Source organism: Mesorhizobium sp. B2-4-1 (assembly GCF_006442185.1).
Classification (GTDB): domain Bacteria; phylum Pseudomonadota; class Alphaproteobacteria; order Rhizobiales; family Rhizobiaceae; genus Mesorhizobium.
Genome location: NZ_VFVN01000004.1, coordinates 500636 through 518114 on the forward strand (window position 1 = coordinate 500636; position 17479 = coordinate 518114).

The 17479-nt window shown below is 64.3% G+C and carries 16 protein-coding genes; 9 read left to right on the plus strand and 7 right to left on the minus strand.

Annotation, left to right across the window (positions count from 1 at the left end):
• Nucleotides 1-5 precede the first annotated feature (5 nt).
• Genes FJ949_RS14120 through FJ949_RS14135 form a run of 4 tightly spaced genes read right to left on the minus strand, consistent with a single transcriptional unit; the run spans nt 6 to nt 5165 of the window.
• A complete protein-coding gene (locus FJ949_RS14120; RefSeq protein ID WP_140496328.1) occupies nt 6-590 on the minus strand; it encodes a sarcosine oxidase subunit gamma in 585 nt (194 codons plus the stop codon).
• Nucleotides 583-3576 (minus strand): sarcosine oxidase subunit alpha, encoded by a 2994-nt coding sequence (locus FJ949_RS14125; RefSeq protein ID WP_140496329.1) that lies wholly within the window; start codon nt 3574-3576, stop codon nt 583-585. The genes FJ949_RS14120 and FJ949_RS14125 overlap by 8 nt, the downstream gene beginning before the upstream one ends.
• Nucleotides 3573-3884: a sarcosine oxidase subunit delta gene (locus FJ949_RS14130; RefSeq protein ID WP_140496330.1), complete on the minus strand. Its 312-nt coding sequence runs from the start codon at nt 3882-3884 to the stop codon at nt 3573-3575. The genes FJ949_RS14125 and FJ949_RS14130 overlap by 4 nt, the downstream gene beginning before the upstream one ends.
• A gap of 27 nt (nt 3885-3911) precedes the next feature.
• Nucleotides 3912-5165 carry a sarcosine oxidase subunit beta gene (locus tag FJ949_RS14135; RefSeq protein ID WP_140496331.1) on the minus strand — a complete coding sequence of 418 codons (1254 nt, stop codon included), beginning with the start codon at nt 5163-5165 and terminating at the stop codon, nt 3912-3914.
• Nucleotides 5166-5430: 265 nt separating this feature from the next.
• On the opposite strand from FJ949_RS14135, the gene FJ949_RS14140 reads away from it, so the two are divergent.
• The 9 genes from FJ949_RS14140 (at nt 5431) to FJ949_RS14180 (ending at nt 13409) form a co-directional block, all read left to right on the plus strand.
• On the plus strand, nt 5431-6189 hold the full coding sequence (locus tag FJ949_RS14140; RefSeq protein ID WP_140496332.1) for an SDR family oxidoreductase: 759 nt from the start codon (nt 5431-5433) through the stop codon (nt 6187-6189).
• 111 nt (nt 6190-6300) lie between these two features.
• Nucleotides 6301-6687: an SET domain-containing protein-lysine N-methyltransferase gene (locus FJ949_RS14145; RefSeq protein ID WP_140496333.1), complete on the plus strand. Its 387-nt coding sequence runs from the start codon at nt 6301-6303 to the stop codon at nt 6685-6687.
• 179 nt (nt 6688-6866) lie between these two features.
• Nucleotides 6867-7133 carry a 30S ribosomal protein S21 gene (gene rpsU / locus FJ949_RS14150; protein ID WP_010911429.1) on the plus strand — a complete coding sequence of 89 codons (267 nt, stop codon included), beginning with the start codon at nt 6867-6869 and terminating at the stop codon, nt 7131-7133.
• A 141-nt stretch (nt 7134-7274) separates the two neighbouring features.
• A complete protein-coding gene (locus tag FJ949_RS14155; RefSeq protein ID WP_140496334.1) occupies nt 7275-8117 on the plus strand; it encodes a tetratricopeptide repeat protein in 843 nt (280 codons plus the stop codon).
• Between the two features lie 201 nt (nt 8118-8318).
• The gene (locus FJ949_RS14160; protein ID WP_140496335.1) at nt 8319-8795 is read left to right on the plus strand and encodes a DUF992 domain-containing protein; all 477 of its coding nucleotides are present in this window, start codon (nt 8319-8321) and stop codon (nt 8793-8795) included.
• A gap of 415 nt (nt 8796-9210) precedes the next feature.
• Complete coding sequence (locus FJ949_RS14165; protein ID WP_140496336.1) at nt 9211-10221, plus strand: hypothetical protein; 1011 nt, start codon at nt 9211-9213, stop codon at nt 10219-10221.
• Nucleotides 10222-10230: 9 nt separating this feature from the next.
• A complete protein-coding gene (locus FJ949_RS14170; protein WP_140496337.1) occupies nt 10231-11238 on the plus strand; it encodes a hypothetical protein in 1008 nt (335 codons plus the stop codon).
• A gap of 73 nt (nt 11239-11311) precedes the next feature.
• Complete coding sequence (locus tag FJ949_RS14175) at nt 11312-11794, plus strand: DUF992 domain-containing protein (protein ID WP_140496338.1); 483 nt, start codon at nt 11312-11314, stop codon at nt 11792-11794.
• 178 nt (nt 11795-11972) lie between these two features.
• Nucleotides 11973-13409, plus strand: coding sequence for an MFS transporter (locus tag FJ949_RS14180; RefSeq protein ID WP_140496339.1), 1437 nt, complete (start codon nt 11973-11975; stop codon nt 13407-13409).
• A gap of 16 nt (nt 13410-13425) precedes the next feature.
• Here the strand turns inward: FJ949_RS14180 and FJ949_RS14185 are convergent, their stop codons facing one another.
• The 3 genes from FJ949_RS14185 to kdpC are packed head-to-tail and all read right to left on the minus strand — an operon-like array spanning nt 13426 to nt 17470.
• Nucleotides 13426-14118 carry a response regulator transcription factor gene (locus tag FJ949_RS14185; protein WP_140496340.1) on the minus strand — a complete coding sequence of 231 codons (693 nt, stop codon included), beginning with the start codon at nt 14116-14118 and terminating at the stop codon, nt 13426-13428.
• The gene (locus tag FJ949_RS14190) at nt 14115-16847 is read right to left on the minus strand and encodes a sensor histidine kinase KdpD (RefSeq protein WP_140496341.1); all 2733 of its coding nucleotides are present in this window, start codon (nt 16845-16847) and stop codon (nt 14115-14117) included. The genes FJ949_RS14185 and FJ949_RS14190 overlap by 4 nt, the downstream gene beginning before the upstream one ends.
• 53 nt (nt 16848-16900) lie before the next feature.
• Entirely contained in the window at nt 16901-17470 is a 570-nt protein-coding gene (gene kdpC, locus FJ949_RS14195; RefSeq protein WP_140496342.1) for a potassium-transporting ATPase subunit KdpC, read from the minus strand.
• Nucleotides 17471-17479: the final 9 nt, after the last annotated feature.

Genomic DNA, 17479 nt, shown 5'->3' on the forward strand with positions numbered 1-17479 from the left:
CGGGATCAGGCCGCCGCGTCGCGTGCTCCCTCGGAGAGGAAAGTAAAGACATAATCCGAGAAGGAACGCCAGCACTCGACCCGGAAAGCGTCTTGCGCCGTGCGCAGCAGAACAATCTCGGCCTTGCCGAGAATGGTACGCGAGGCGGCACCCACCGGGAAGGCTTCGAGCGACAGATCCTGCGGGCAGCCCGAATTGATTGCCGCGGCCGCGGCCGGACCGGCGACCGATATCGCAACGTTGCGATGCGAGATGCCGACAGCGGAATGCAAGGCGGAAATCTTTGCACAGTCGGCGAGCGGGTCTTTGCCGGCCTCGTCGATGATCATCCATTCATCCGGCCCAAGCCACAGCGCGGTGCGCCCGCCCTTCGACACGGACGTCTTCGGCTTTTTCGGCAAGGTCACGCCGAGCGCCTTCGACAGGGCGGCAAGCGACGCCTCCGGAGCGCGCAGCGAGATCCGTTCGGCCGGCGGCAGCACCTCTACCTTGACGCCGGCGGCGGAGATAGCGCGCCCGGCCAGCGCCGGACGGCGCTCGGCCGCCGGCGATGCGGCCGAAGCCGTCTTTTTCGCGACCGCCTTAGCCATTGAGGCGGCCTCCCGTTTCGTCGAAGAACACCATGTCGGAAACCTCCACTTCGATCGTCCCGCCAGGCATCGGCACGTAGAGCGTGTCGCCCGTGCGTGCGCGACCGCCGGCGACCAGCGCCAGAGCGATCGAGCGGCCGCAATTCTGCGACCAATAGCTCGACGTGACATGGCCGATCATCTTCATCGGGATCGCCTGCCTGGGATCCTCCACGATCTGCGCGCCTTCCTCCAGCACCACCTTGGGATCCTTGGTCTTGAGGCCGACCAGTTGCTTGCGGCCCTTGGCGACCAGGTCCCGCCGCGTCAGGCCGCGAATGCCGACGAAATCGGCCTTCTTCTTGCCGACGGCCCAGTCGAGGCCGGCATCATTGGGCGTCACCGTGCCGTCGGTGTCCTGGCCGACGATGATGTAGCCCTTCTCGGCGCGCAGCACGTGCATCGCCTCGGTGCCGTAGGCGGTGGCGCCATGCTTCTGGCCCTCGACCCACAGCGCTTCCCAGACGGCCTGGCCGTAATCGGCCGGCACATTGACCTCGAAGCCGCGCTCGCCGGTGAACGACATGCGGAACAGCCTTGTCGGCACGCCGCAGATCTTGCCCTCGCGCACCGACATGTGCGGGAGGGCCTCATCCGACATGTCGATGCCTTCGACCAGCGGCGCGATGATGTCGCGAGACTTCGGCCCCTGCACGGCGATGACAGCCCATTGCTCGGTGATCGAGGTCAGCCAGACATTGAGATGCGGGAACTCGGTCTGGAGATAGTCCTCCATGTGGTTCATGACGCGCGGCGCGCCGCCGGTCGTCGTCGTCACATGGAACCGGTCGGGCGCCAGCCTGCCGACGACGCCGTCATCATAGATGAAGCCATCCTCGCGCAGCATGATGCCGTAGCGGCAGCGGCCGGGCTCCAGCTTTTCCCACGGATTGGTGTAGAGCAGTTCCATGAACTTGGCCGCATCGGGACCGACCACCTCGATCTTGCCGAGCGTCGAGGCGTCGAACAGGCCAGCCGTGTTTCGAACCGCGACGCACTCGCGGTCGACCGCCGCATGCATGTCCTCGCCACCCCTGGGGAAATACCAGGCGCGCTTCCACTGCCCGACATCCTCGAACACGGCGCCTTGGGCTTCAGCCCAGGGATGGATCGCCGTCTTGCGCGTCGGATCGAACAGCGGACCGCGCGCATGGCTGACGATGGCGCCGAAGGTCACCGGCGTATAGGGGGCGCGGAACGTGGTGAGGCCCACCTCGGGGATTGGCTTGCCAAGCGTCTCGGCGGCAATCGCCAGGCCGTGCATGTTCGAGGTCTTGCCCTGGTCGGTCGCCATGCCGTTGGTGGTGAAGCGCTTGACGTGCTCGATCGAGCGCATGCCCTCATGCACCGCCTGGCGGATGTCCTTGGCGGTGACGTCGTTCTGGAAATCGACGAAGGCCTTCACCGTCGTATCCGGACCGGCGCCGGGGGCGGCGCCCAGCATGCCACGCGACCAGCTTTCCGAGGCGTCGACTTTTGGCCTTGTACCCTTGGCAGTCTTTGCGCCGGCGTCCCTTGCCGCCTTGGCCCCTGCCGCATAGGCCTCGTCGAGGGTCGCCGACAGGCCGTCCGTGCCGTTGCAGGCGCCGACAGAGACGCAGTCCTGCGCGTAGGTGCCGGGCACGAAGCGCTTGGTTTCGTCGTTGAAGGCGACCTTGCCGCGCGACTGCGAGAACAGGTGCACCGACGGCGTCCAGCCGGCCGACATCAGGATCGCATCGACCGCAATGGTGCGCTCGCCGCCACCATTCTTCGGCTGCACCGTCATCGACGAGACGCGCAGCTTGCCTCCGGCGCGGATCACCGCGCGGCCGAAATTGATCTCGATGCCGAGCATCCTTGCTTCATCGATCACCGGCCCTGTCGGATTGTCGCGCAGATCGACGATAGCCGCGATGTTGACGCCGGCCTTCTTCAGGTCGATCGCCGCCGCGTAAGCGGAATCATTGGCGGTGTAGACGCCGACGTTTTTTCCGACCGCGACGCCATGGTGATTGAGATAGGTGCGCGCGGCCGAGGCCAGCATGATGCCCGGCCGGTCGTTGTTGGCGAACACCATGTGGCGCTCGATGGCCCCGGACGCCAGCACCACGCGCCTGGCGCGCACCTGCCACAGCCGCTCGCGCGGCAGGTCGTGGCCGGGATTTTGCAAATGATCGCTGACCCGTTCGACCAGGCCGACGAAGTTCTGTGCGTAGTAGCCGAAGGCAGTCGTGCGCGACAGCACGCGGACATTGTCCATGCCTTTCAGCCTGGCGATCGCCGCCTGCGCCCAGGCAAAGCCGCCCTGGCCGTCGATTTTCGCGCCGCTCTCGAAGCGCAGGCTGCCGCCGAATTCGGCCTGCTCATCGGCCAGAATGACCCGCACGCCGGTTTCAGCCGCTGCCAATGCAGCCGCGATGCCGGCCGCACCGCCGCCCAGCACCAGCACGTCGCAATGAGCGTAACGCGACGAATAATGGTCGGGGTCCGGCCTGTCGGGGGACACGCCAAGCCCGGCGGCTTCCCGGATCTTGGGTTCGTAGAGGCTCTTCCAGGCCGCCTTCGGCCACATGAAGGTCTTGTAGTAGAAGCCGGCCGAAAACAGCGGCGACGCCAGATCGTTGACCGCGCTGACGTCGAAGGACAGCGACGGCCAGCGGTTCTGCGAGTTGGCGGCGAGTCCGTCATAGAGTTCCTGCACGGTCGCGCGAACATTCGGCGTTTTGCGCGCGTCGTCGCGCACGATCTGCACCAGCGCGTTGGGCTCCTCCGCGCCGGCCGACAGCACGCCCCGCGGCCGGTGATATTTGAACGAGCGGCCGACCAGGTGCACGCCGTTGGCCAGCAGCGCCGAAGCCAGCGTATCGCCCTCGATGCCGGTATAGGACTGGCCGTCGAAGCTGAAGCGGGCGGTCTTGGCCTGGCTCAGGCGGCCGGCGCTCGGTATGCGGAACGCGCCGCTCATTTGGCAACCACTTCGCTGGAGTTTTTGGGCAGCTTGGAAGGCTTCGGCTCGCCGGCCTTGTAGGTCATGACGAACTTGTCGGTGACGGTGTCGCGCACGGCGTTGAAGAAGCGCGCACAGCCATGCATGTGTCGCCAGCGCTCATAGATGATGCCTTTGGGATTCGAGCGGATGAAGAAGAATTTTTCGAAATCCTCGTCGCTCTCGCCTGACATGTTGGCCGAGCGCGCGATATGCGCCTCGCCGGCGTTGCGGAACTCAAGTTCCGGACGCTCTTCCTCGCAATAGGGGCAGCGGATGAGAAGCATGTTTTCGTTCCTACAGCTCAGTCATCGTCAATGCGCCACCGCCGCCGCCGCCGCCTCGTCGATCAACCGGCCGGTGCGGAACCGCTCGATGGTGAAGGGCGCGTTGATCGGATGCGGATCGTCCCTGGCGATGGTGTGGGCAAAGACATGGCCGGAGCCGGGTGTCGCCTTGAAGCCGCCCGTGCCCCAGCCGCAATTGACGTAGAGGCCGGGCACCGGCGTCTTGGCCAGGATCGGCGAGCGGTCGGGCGTGACGTCGACGATGCCGCCCCAGGAGCGCAGCATCTTCATGCGCGTGAAGATCGGGAACATCTCGCAGATTGCGTCCAGCGTATGCTGTAATATGTGCAGGCCGCCGGTCTGCGAGTAGGAGACGTACTGGTCGGTGCCGGCGCCGATCACCAGTTCGCCCTTGTCGGACTGCGAGATATAGGCATGCACCGTGTTCGACATCACCACGCAGGGAACGACAGGCTTGACCGGCTCCGACACCAGCGCCTGCAGCGGATAGCTTTCCAGCGGCATTCGCACGCCGGCCATGTTCATGATGACCGAGGAATGGCCGGCCGCGACCACGCCGACCTTCTTGGCGCCGATGAAGCCGCGCGTCGTCTCGACACCGGTCACCGCGCCATTGGCCGCCCGCTTGACGCCGGTGACCTCGCAATTCTGGATGATGTGCACGCCCCGCGCCGAGGCGCCGCGCGCATACCCCCAGGCGACCGCGTCATGGCGCGCCGTGCCGCCGCGCCGCTGCAAGGCGGCACCGACGACCGGGTAGCGCGCATCCCTGGAAATATTGAGCGGCGGGCAGAATTCCTTCGCCTGCTCGGGTGTGAGCCATTCATTGTCGATGCCGTTCAGCCGGTTGGCGTGGACATGGCGCTTCAGCACCTGGATGTCGTGCACATTGTGCGCCAGCATCATGACGCCGCGCGCAGAATACATGACGTTGTAATTGAGCTCCTGGCTGAGCCCGTCCCACAATTTCAGCGCATGGTCATAGATACCGGCGCTCTCGTCATAGAGATAGTTGGAGCGGATGATGGTGGTGTTGCGGCCGGTATTGCCGCCACCGAGCCAGCCCTTCTCCAGCACCGCGACATTGGTGATGCCGTGCACGGTGGCGAGATAGTAGGCGGTAGCCAAGCCATGGCCGCCGGCGCCCACGATGACGACGTCGTATTCCTTCCTCGGCTCCGGCGAGGACCATTGCTCCTCCCAGCCCTTGTGGCCGCGCATGGCCTCACGCGCGATGGCGAATACAGAGTATTTCTTCACGTTCCAGCCTCGCGCCAAAGTCTCGCGGATTTGCGGCCGGGCTAGCAATTTCCCCCGGCGCGCGAGGTGTATCACTAGCGAAACAGCGCTGCCACCCTTGCGCTGTTTGCGACGGCTCTTGCCGTTTTGCGCCGCAACCGGCCGCGGCGTGCGAGGCCAGGGAAAATCGGCGGGTTCGCAGCTTTCGGGTGGCTGCGGCCATGCTCATTTGCGACGACGCATCCGACCGCCGGCAAGGCCGGCTTAGCGGAAGGATGACAGAAACATGCTCGCACTCGCCAACAAGATCGCCATCGTCACTGGCGCCAGTTCCGGCATCGGCCGCGCCACTGCAAAGCTCTTTGCCGAGGAAGGAGCCAAGGTCGTCGCCGCCGCGCGCCGCCAGGCCGAGCTCGATAGGCTTGTCGAGGAGATCGTGGAAACCGGCGGCACTGCGATCGCTCTTGCCGGCGACGTCAGGGACGAAGCCTATGCGAAGGCGCTGGTCGATCTCGCGACCGGTAGCTTCGGTGGTCTCGACATTGCATTCAACAATGCCGGCGCTGTCGGCATGATGGCGCCGCTGCCGGACCTGCCGCCGGCGTCGTGGCATGACACGATGGATACCAATCTGACCAGCGCCTATCTGGCCGCCAGGCATCAGATACCGGCGATGCTGGAGCGTGGCGGCGGATCGCTGGTCTTCACCTCCAGCTTCGTTGGCTATACCGTCGGCATGCCAGGCATGGCGGCCTACGCCGCGGCCAAGGCCGGCCTGATCGGCCTGACGCAAGTGCTGGCCGCCGAGTACGGGCCGAAGGGGTTGCGCGTCAACGCACTGCTGCCAGGCGGCACAGACACGCCCGGCGCGACCACAACCACGCCCGAGGCCCGCACGTTCGTCGAAGGCATCCATGCCCTGAAGCGGATGGCCCGGCCGGAAGAGATCGCCCGCTCGGCGCTTTATCTTGCCTCCGACGCGTCGAGCTTCACCACCGGAACGGCGCTGTTCGCCGACGGCGGCGTGTCGATCAACCGGACGTGAACGGTTTCGGCGCCGGCATGCGGATCAACGCGGGCCGCGATGTCGCAATCCGGGCTTGCATTTGGGCTCGAATTGACGATTCCGTTCTCTCCTTGGAAACGGGCCGGAACCATGCTGCTGATCAAAACCTATGTCGCCCAAAGCGCAATCGAGGGCGTCGGCGTGTTCGCCGCCGAGCCAATCAGGAAAGGCGCCTCGATCTGGCGGCTCGACCCGGATTTCGACCGGCTGATCCCGCTGGAAAAATACCAGGCGGCACCCTCGCATCTCAGGGAACTGCTCGACCGCTACGCCTATCCCAGTCCCGACCGGCCCGGCTTCGTGGTCTATGAGGTCGACAATGGCCGCTTCATGAACCATTCGGCGACGCCGAACACGGACTTTTCGCAATATGGCGGGGCAACTGCGACCCGCGACATAGCGGCGGGCGAAGAGATAACCTGCGACTATGGCGAATTCTTCGAGGATTTTGAGCGGTTGCATCTGGCCACCGCGTAGTTGGCTGCCTACCTTGCGAGCGCCCGCTGGGCGATTTGGCCGCCTCCCTTCATTTCGGCTGTGGACAGCGCGGCGTGATTCTGCTATCAGCCGCCACAATTCGTGGTGTAAATCGCCGCGGAGGCTAGTGGCTATGGCCGCTTGCCTGTTGATATCAAACCCGAAAGACAGGATTGCCCGTGCAGGTACTCGTCCGCGACAACAATGTTGATCAGGCGCTTCGCGCTCTCAAGAAGAAGATGCAGCGCGAAGGCATCTTCCGCGAAATGAAGATGCGCGGTCACTACGAGAAGCCTTCCGAGAAGCGCGCCCGTGAAAAGGCCGAAGCCGTGCGCCGAGCCCGCAAGCTGGCCCGCAAGCGTGCACAGCGCGAAGGTCTGCTGCCGATGACGCCGCGTCCGGTGGCTGCTGGCGGTGCCGCCGGCGCAGCGCGTCCGCCGCGCTGATTAACGCCAATATTTCGTCCTTTTCGAAGGATACCAGGGGTGGCGCGATGCGGAATCGCCGCCACCTTTTTATTTTGATGTGACCCGGCCCGGAGGGGGGATCCGGACCTGAATGACGCGGCAAGTGAGGACAGGGCAGACATGAACGCAATCAGCGTGGAGAGCAAAACCACATTTCGTGGCTTTGCCCTGGCGACAGCCCTGCTTTCCGGATTGATGCTTGCCGGCTGCCAGACCTCAGGCCCGACCGGCGAGTTCAACAACATCGACAAGGCGCAAGGGTCGAGCGAGAATATCTCCTCGCTGTCGGCGGTGATTCAGCGCAATCCGCAGGATCCTGAAGGCTACAATGTGCGCGGCTCGGCCTATGGCCGGGGCGGCCAATACCAGGCGGCGCTCAAGGATTTCAACCAGGCCATCCAGCTTAACCCGAATTTCTACCAGGCCTATTCGAACCGTGCGCTCATCCAGCGCTTCCTCGGCAATCAGGAAGCAGCGCTGGCGGACTACAACCGCTCGATCCAGATCAATGGCAACTACGATGCCGCCTATATCGGCCGTGGCAATCTCTACCGCAAGGCCGGCCGCACCCAGGAAGCCTTCAACGACTTCCAGAAGGCGATCCAGCTCGACACGACCGATGCCCGCGCCTATCACAATCGGGGCCTGATCTATCAGAGCCAGGGCCAGCACAAATTCGCCATCGAGGATTTCTCGACCGCCATCTCGCTGGCCCCGGACGCCGCCGAGCCGTATAATGGCCGCGGCCTTTCCTACCTCGCCACCAATGACGAGGACAATGCCTTTTCCGATTTCAACATGGCCATCAAGCTCGACGGCAAGAACGCCGAAGCCTGGTCCAACCAGGCGCTGATCTACGAGCGGCGCGGCGACAAGGCCAAGGCGGCCAAGTCCTACCGCGAAGCCGTTCGGCTCGATCCCACCTACCAGCCGGCCAAGGATGGCCTCGCCCGCGTCAGCTGAGATCAGGCAAGGCCGGCCAAGCCCACACGCGTCGGATGCGTGTCCGAAAGGACACGTATCGCCGCAGATCGCCATCAATCCGGCAACCGCGCGCTGACCCCGCTGCAAGCCGTGATCGCCTGCCTTGTTCGCGCCAAGGTTTCAGCGGAACGGTCTGGCCACCCAGCCGTTACTTTGAAGCGTTTTGCGAAAGGACCTCCCATGACCAAGAAACTCGTCTGCGCCGCTGCGCTCGCCACGACCATGTTCGCTGTTGCACCGGCAAGCGCCGGCAGATTGCAGCTCGGCACGCTCGACTGCACCATCGACGGCGGCACCGGCTACATCGTGACATCCAACAAGGGCGTGTCCTGTGTCTTCCGTCCTTCCCATCACGGGGCGCCGGAAATTTACACCGGGGTCATCTCCAAGCTCGGCGTCGACGTCGGCCAGACGCACCAGGGCCAGTTGGTATGGGCCGTACTGGCGGCGACCCGTGACCGCGACGCGGGTGACCTTGCCGGCAGCTACTACGGCGTCAATGCCGAGGCGAGCGTCGTGACCGGCGGCGGCGCCAATCTGCTGGTCGGCGGCTTCGACAGCGCCTTCATGCTGGAGCCGCTCAGCGTCCAGGCACAGACCGGCGTCAACCTGGCCGTTGCCGTGACCTCGCTTGAGCTGATCCACTCTCTCAAGTAACGGCACGTTGATCTTCTCGGCACGGACGGCAACCGCGCGATGATCAAAATAGCGCGCGGTGGACTTGGTTCCGCCGCGCGCTTTGCATTTGCGAACTGCTGTGACCAGGCCAAGCTAGCAGATCGAAATTATTGCCGATGGAAGACTTGCTCGTTCTGTGCTACCAACCGGAAATGTTGCTGGCTCTGCGCGAAAATGCGCGCGAGCTCCGGCAGATGTAAAGACATCGTCGAATGCAATTTTGTTGCAGCTGCCGGAGGCCGTGATGGATTTCATCGAGCAGTTATTCGGATTTTCGCCCGATGGCGGGTCGGGATCCTTCGAACTTCTTCTGATACTCGCACCATTCTTGATTGCCGCTGTCTGGTTTTTCATGCGTCGACAGCGACGTTGACGAAATGGCCGCGGACTGGCCATGAACCCGCTCCCCAAAGTACTGGATTTCCTGAACGCGCTCGCCGACGCGTTCACCGAGTGGCCATCGAACCTGCGCCAGATCGCTGCTCGGATCTGCGCCCTCGCCAGATTGCTCTGCGAAAGAATGAAGCTCCCCGATCGGTTGGACCGAAGCGGGCCGCAACGTTGCGTCAAGATCAGCGACCCCGCCTATAAACGCCCGGATCCCCTGATCTACGCGCAGTATTATTTGATGGGCCAGGGCCTCGCCGTCACATGGGACAACCTCGACATCGAGATCCGAAGCGGTGGCAATCCTGTCGCACCACATATGCTGGCGCCCGACACCGAATATGAAATCGTCGCCCGTATCTGGAACAACTCGACCGAGGCCCCGGTCGTCGATCTGCCGGTGGAATTCTCCTATCTGAGTTTCGGCATCGGCACGGTGTCGCATTGGATCGATGAGACCAGGACCGATCTCGGCGTCAAGGGCGGGGCCAACCATCCGGCTTTCGCGTCGGTCAAATGGCGAACTCCGGCAGCGCCTGGTCACTATTGCATCCAGGTCCTGCTCGACTGGCTCGACGATGCGAACCCGAACAACAACCTAGGCCAGGACAACACCACCGTCGGTGTCGCCCATTCGCCCGCAAGATTTGAATTTCGCCTGCGCAATGGCGAGCGGGAGAGGATGGGATTTCGTCTCGAGGCCGATGCCTATTCCCTTCCTGAATTGCCGGTCTGTGAGCCGCGGCCTCGCCCGAGGCCGCGTCGCCGGCCCTTGCGCACCTTCCCCGGCACCATCGCGGCAGTGCCTGTCGGCCACACCCGTCAATCGCATCCTTTGCCCGCCGGCTGGCTTGTCACGTTCGAGCCCGCACAAGCGGACCTTGCCCCGGGTGAGGAAATCCCCGTCACTGTCAATATTGAACCGCCAGCCGGTTTCACCGGCCGTAAGGCAATCAACGTTCATGCTTTCTCGGCCCGCGGCCTCGCCGGCGGCGTGACGCTCTATGTCGAGCGATAGGGGGTCGCCATGGCTTATCGGCACTACACCAAATGCGTATCGGTCGGAAATCACCACGGCAAACAATACGGGCAGATGATCATTGCGGCGGCCGTGGTCGCTTTGCCGCTCATCCTTGTGGGCGCCCTTCCCGGACCGGCCGCCATGCTGGTGGCGCTTGCGGCCATATTGGCCTATTGCCGCTGGTGGCTGTACGACCGGCTGATCTGTCTCGGTGGCGACGAATGCGCGGTGGGCTGGCTGCTCAAGGTCGATCCGCCGGAGGAGAAGTCGGGACTGGACCGGTTCGACACCGACTACAGTCTCAATCTGGTGCCGGGCAATGTCGTCGAATTCACCAACCAGGCAACGGCCGAAAAGATAGCGCCGTTTGGACGCCTGATCGCCAACACGCCTGCGATCCAGGGCGCGGGCCTCGACTGGAAAGGTCAGGAAGCGCGCCAATGGGCCAATGACGACCCGACCGCGGTGCTGCATTGCGAGTTCGAAGGCGCCGGCGTCTACGACCTCATGATAGCCTGCCTTGCGGCAATTCCAGTCGCCACGGCCGCCGCGGTTGCTTGCGCCATTCCCTTCTTCGGCTGGATCGCCTGCGCGGTCCTGTCGCTCATCGCGGCGGTCATCGTCATCATAGGCGGCATAGTCGGCCTGCTCGACACAGCCAATCCGACGGATCTCGACGAGAATCTCGGCGATCTTCACGTCAACGATCCGACGCGCCGCGGCGCGGACATCCTGTTCGTCAAGGGAACGTGGGTCTACGATTCGGCACATGACGGCTGGAACGAAATCCATCCCATCAAGCACTGTCAGAAGATCGGCACCTGGAACGGCAGCTGGAACGAATCCCCGGTTCCCGACGGCAGCCCCGCGCGCTGGTGTGAAGCCGTTGAGACGGCAGGATCGCCATTGACCGTCGCATCCCAGCAGGAGCCTCAGAACCAGTGGACGATACATCCCGCCATAGACGGTTGCCGGCCAAAGCCCGACGATCACCGACCGGACCCCGTGCACTGACCTGGCATCCTTCGCTCGCGAAGCAGTGTCATCTGCTCCTCAAAGATGGCTGCAGCGAATGCACGAGGGGCCCATGACACGCAAAATGATCCTTGCTGCCATCGTTGCCATTGCCAGCCCCGCCTTGGCCCAGGCACAGGACCAGGGCATCGAGCTCGGCACACTTGAATGCGCCATATCGGGCGGCACCGGCTTCATCTTCGGCTCGAGCAAGGATCTGAGCTGCACCTTCACCCCTGCCGACAAGACTTTCGCGCCGGAAGCTTATTTCGGTGCCGTCAACAAATACGGCCTCGACATCGGCACGACCAAGCAGGCGGTGATGCGATGGCTGGTGCTGACGCCGCTGAAGAACATCTACGCGCCGGGCGCATTGGCCGGCGACTATGTCGGCGCCAGCGCCGAGGTGACGGCAACCGTCGGCGCCGGGGCCAATCTGCTGGTTGGCGGCTCCTCGCAGTCCTTCACCTTGCAGCCGCTCAGCCTGCAGATCCAGACCGGCATCAATTTCGCCATCGGTGTCAGCCAGTTCCAGCTGCGCAGCACGGAGAACTGATTGGCCGGCGATGCCGGCCGGCCAGGGATGCGGGCATCCACGAACATGTCCAAAAAATCGCTTGAGCTCAAGCTTGGTTGAGGTTCTACAAACCCATCCGACCATGGTCCTGCCGGACCCCCGAGCCGGCTCCTGGCGCCATGCGTTTGCATCGGGATATGAAATTCGAGGGACCGAAGTGACCGACATCAGCACAAACAGGGTCGACTGGCGCGCATTGTGGGCGAGCGGCGACCTCGCGCGCTTCTGCTTCATCAGCCTCGGCATCCTGCTGCACGCCACCAACGAGACGATGTTGGCGACCGTCATGCCCGCCATGATCGGCGAACTGGCGGGCGTGCAGCTCGTCGGCTGGTCGCTGGCGATCTATGAACTGGGCGCCATCGTCGCCGGTGCCGCGGCCGGACGGCTGGTCAGCTATGTGGCGCTGCGCACCAACATGGTGGTCGCGGGGCTGCTTTACGCGGCCGGCGCGCTGATCTGCGCCACCGCGCCCTCGATGCAATTGTTCCTGGCCGGGCGCCTGATCGAGGGCCTGGGCGGCGGCGCGCTGGTGTCGCTGGCTTTTGTCTCGGTGGAGCGCCTGTTTCCGCGGGCCATCTGGCCGCAGCTTTTCGGTATCATGTCGGCGATCTGGGGCGTCGCCGCCTTCAGCGGGCCGATGCTTGGCGCGATCATGACAGAGCTTCTGTCATGGCGCTGGGCGTTCGGCATCTTCGTGTTCGGCGGTGCGGCGATGGCGCTGGCGAGCTTCGTCGTGCTCGACACGCCGGAAGCGACGAGGCCTAGTGCCGGCGCGGGCAAGGCACCACCCTTCCCGCTCATAGCGCTTGGCTGCCTTGCCGTCGCCGTCGTGCTGATCGCCTCGGCGGGCGTCGACATCGCCCTTCTGCGCTCATCGCTGCTGATGGTGCTCGGCCTGGTCGGCCTTGTGTTGTTTTTCCGTATCGATGCGCTGAAGCCGAAATCTCGGCTTTTCCCCTCGCAGCTGTTCTCGTGGCGCACGCCGGTCGGCAGCGGCATGACCATGGTCGCCGCCTTCTCGGTGGCGACCTGTTCCTTTGCCATTTACGGCCCGCTGCTTCTGACCACGCTGCACCACGTTCCGCTCCTGACCACCGGCTACATCATCGCCGCCGAATCGATCGCCTGGTCGATCCTGTCGATCCTTGTCGCCAACGCGCCACAGGAGCGTGAGAGATTGATCATCGTCATCGGCGCCCTGATGATCGCCACCGGCCTGGCTGGTTTCGCCTACACCATCCCGGCAGGCTCGATCCCGCTGATCCTGGTATGCGCCCTTTTGCAGGGTGGCGGCTTCGGCGTTGCCTGGCCGTTCCTGACGCGCGTCATCGTGGCCTCCGCGCCGGAAGATGAGCAGACCATCGCCTCGGCCGCGGTGCCGACCATGCAGCGCATCGGTTATGCGGTGGGTGCCGCCCTTGCCGGCATCGTCGCCAATGCCAGCGGCTTCTCGCAAGGCCTGAACCGGGACGCGGCGGCTGATGTGGCAACCTGGCTGTTCCTCGCCTTCGTGCCGCTCGGCATCATTGGCTGCCTCGCCGCCCTGCGCACATCGACGACCGCGAACCGGCTGCCGGAAGCTGTCGGCTAATCAGGCCAGGCAACGCTCATTCGACCTCGCGCAGGCGGTAGCCGACGCCGGTCTCGGTGGTGATGTAGCGCGGCTGGTCCGGCGTCTTCTCGATCTTCTGCCGCAACTGCCGGACATAGACCCGCAGATACTGCACGTCGGTCGAATCGTTCCACACCTGCTTCAGCAGGAACTGGTGCGTGAGAACCTTGCCCGCATACTGCACGAGAATGCGCAGAATATCGTACTCCTTGGGCGACAGCTTCACCTCCTTGCCCCCGACCTTGACGATGCGCTTGACCAGGTCGACGCTGAGATCACCGGTGTGGAACACCGGCCTCTCGCCCTGCTGCTGGAACTTGTGCCGCAGTGCCACACGGATGCGCGCCACCAGCTCGTTCATTCCGAACGGCTTGGTGATGTAGTCGTCGGCGCCGAGTTCGAGCGCGTCGACGATGCCGGCCTCGTCGGCGCGGCTGGAGAGAATGACCACCGGGATATCGAGGCCGTCGTCGCGCCATTTGCGCAGCAGTTCATGGCCGCTCATGCCGGGCAGGCCAAGGTCGAGCAGCACGAGATCCGGTTTTTCCTGCACCATCAGCTCGATAGCCGCCTTGGCGTTCGGCGCCTCGCTGACCGCGTAGCCCTGGCTGGCGAGGCCGACCCGGAGCAACTTGCGGATCGGCGGCTCGTCATCGACGACCAATATCCTGACGTTCGAATTGGTCATCGAGGCTGATCCGCGCTGGAGCCGATGCGATTGCCGATGTTGGGCAACTCCGCCGGCACCGGCATCCTGATGGTGAAGGCAGCACCCGAACGGTCGGTCCGGTTGGCGGCCGAGATCGTGCCGCCCATCGCCTCGATGAAGCCGCGGCAGATCGACAGGCCGAGCCCGGTGCCGGCGCGCACCTGGTCGCCCTTGCGCACCCGGTAGAAAGTATCGAACACGCGCTCAAGATCCTGCGGAGGGATGCCCAATCCCTCATCCATGATCTGAAGCACGACGGAGCCGATGTCGGTCCAGCCCTGCAGGCGGATCGTCGAGCCGGGCGGCGAATATTTCGACGCATTGTCGAGCAGATTGAACAGGACCTGCTCGAACAGCACAGGGTCGAGCTTCAGCATCGGCAGGTCGGGCGGAATATCGACCTCGATCTTGTGCTCGCTGGTGATCTTGCGGGCGCGATCGAGCGCGGTGCCGACGGCGTCGCCGACATAATGCAGCGCATAGTTGGGCTCCATCGCACCGGATTCGATCTTGGTCATGTCGAGCAGATTGGCGATGAAGCGGTTCAGCCGCTCCGCTTCGTCGACCACCGTCGACAACAGCTCCGTCCGGTCCTGCTCGGGCAGATCAGGCGCGAACTCCCTGAGGGTGCCGGCCGCGCCCATGATGGCGGCGAGCGGCGTCTTCAGATCATGGGAGATGGAGGTCAGCAACGCCGAGCGCAGCCTGTCGGCTTCGGCCGCGAGCTTGGCACGGTCGACATCGGCGACGAGCTGGATGCGCTCGATGGCGACCGCTGCCTGGTCGGCCAGCGCGTCGAGCAGCCGCTGCTGCTCGGGCGTCAGCAGCGGACCCTGCTTGTCGTTGTCGAGGCCGACCACGCCGACCGCCGTGCGCCCGGTGCGCAGCGGCAGATAGAGCCGCTTCGCACCGGGCAGCGTATCGGCGCCGCGGCCGGCGGCGCGATCGTGCTCCCAGGCCCAGCGGGCGGCGGCGATGTCGGCCTCCGCCAGCGTGTCGTCGGGCGGATAGCCCGCCTTGACGGTAATGGCGCCGTTTTCGGGCAAAAGCAGCACGACCCGCAATTTCAGCATCGAGGCGATCTGGAAGGCCGTGACCCACAGAACGTCGTCGAGCGTGCCGGCGCCGGCAAGCTTCTTGGAAAACAGATAGATATCCTCCGTGGCCCGCGCCCGTGAGCGGGCGGCGGCGGCCTGACGCTGCACGCGCGCCGTCAGGTTGCTGGCGATGACGGCAACGACGAGGAAGACGGCAAACGCAACGATGCTCTCGGGATCCCTGATCGTCAGCGTGTAGCGCGGCTCGAGGAAGAAGTAGTTGAAGGCAAGGGCGCTCAGGAAACAGGCGTACAAGGCCGGCCACAGTCCGAACGTCACCGCCGATGTCAGTACCGCCAGCAGCAGCACGATCGCCAGATTGCGCACGTCGAGGAACTGATCGAGAACCGTGCCGACGGCCAGCGAGCCCGCGACATAGGCCGTGGCGAACAGATACGGCCATATCTGGAACGGCCGCTGCTCGGCCGCCGTCCTGACCTTTCTCGATGCTGCGTCGGTATCGCGCTCGGTTCCCGAGATGACATGGACGCTGATGTCGCCGGCATTGCGGATCAAATCATAGGTGAGCGAGCCCTCGATCAATTCCCGCCAGCGCGACCGGGTCGGCCTGCCGATTACGATATGGGTGAAATTGTTCGCCGTCGCATGGCGCACGATGTCCTGCGCGACGTTCTGGCCCGGAATGGTCGTCACCTCGGCGCCGAGCTGCTCGGCGAGGCGCAGATGGTTCGCCAGCCTGTCCTTCTCTTCTTCCGACATGGCGGCCGAACGGGGGGTGTCGACATGAAGCGCCGTCCATGGCGCACGGAGCCTGTCGGCCAGCCTGCGCGCATAGCGCACGCGCGCCGCCCCGCCCGGACGCGCGTCGAGGCAAACGAGCACCCTTTCCCCCGCCGCCCATGGGCCCTGGATGGCATGGGACTGCATGTGGTTGAGCAGTTGTTCGTCGACACGCTGGGCGGTGCGGCGCAGCGCCAGCTCGCGCAGCGCCGTAAGGTTGCCGGGCGAGAAATAGTTCTCGATGGCGCGCTGGGCGGTATTGGGGAAATAGACCTTGCCTTCCTCCAGCCGCTTGATCAGGTCGTCGGGTGTCAGATCGATGATTTCGACGTCGTCGGCCCGGTCGATGATGGAATCGGGAACCGTCTCGCGCACCCTGACCCGCGTGATCTGGGCGACGACGTCGTTCAGGCTTTCGACATGCTGAATGTTGAGCGTCGTGTAGACGTCGATACCGCGCGCCAGGATTTCCTGCACGTCGAGATAGCGCTTGGGGTGACGGCTGCCGGGCGCGTTTGTGTGGGCGAGTTCGTCGACCAGGACCAGTGCCGGGCGGCGTGCCAGGATGGCGTCTATGTCCATCTCGTCGAGGGTGCGTCCCTTGTATTCGACCGGGCGGCGCGGAATGACCTCGTAGCCCTCGACGAGGGCCAGGGTTTCCTTGCGGCCGTGCGTCTCGACCACGCCGATCACCACGTCGATGCCGTCGGCCAGCCTGGCGCGTCCCGACATCAGCATTTCATAGGTTTTGCCGACGCCGGGTGCCGCGCCCAGAAAGATGCGCAGACGCCCGCGGCCCTCGCGCTCGGCATGCTCGAGCAGCGCGTCGGGGGAAGGTCTGTTTTCGACGTTGCTTCTCTCGTCCGGCATCGGCATCCAGTTTGAACGGCGCCGGGGACGGTGTCGATCCCCGGCGCTGTTCTTCATTGCTTGGCTGTGTCGTCCAATGCGAGGTTAAGGACCAGCACATTGACCACCGGCTCGCCCAGCACGCTGAGCTCCCGGTCCTCGACATGGCTGTCGACGAGCGCCTTGACCTTGGCTTCATCGATGCCCCTTGCCTCGGCGACACGGGGAACCTGGAAATAAGCGTCGTCGGGGCTGATGTCAGGATCGAGCCCACTGCCCGATGTCGTGACGAGGCCCATTGGAACCGGCGCATCGGGGTTTTCGGCCTTCAGCTTCGCCGCGTCGCCCTTGATGCGCTCGATCAGCTTGGGGTTGGACGGACCCAGATTCGAGCCGCTGGAGGCGCCGGCGTCGTAGCCATTGCCGGCGGCCGATGGCCGGCCGTGGAAATAGCGTTCGCTGGCGAAGGCCTGGCCGATCAGTTCGGAACCGACCACCTTGCCGTCCTTCTCGATCAGGCTGCCATTGGCCTGTTTCGGGAACAGCGCCTGGGCGATGCCGGTCATGCCGAGGGGATAGATGAGCCCGGTCAGCACGGTGAAGAAGACTATCATGACGATCGCGGGTCTGATTTGCTTGAGCATCGGAGTGAT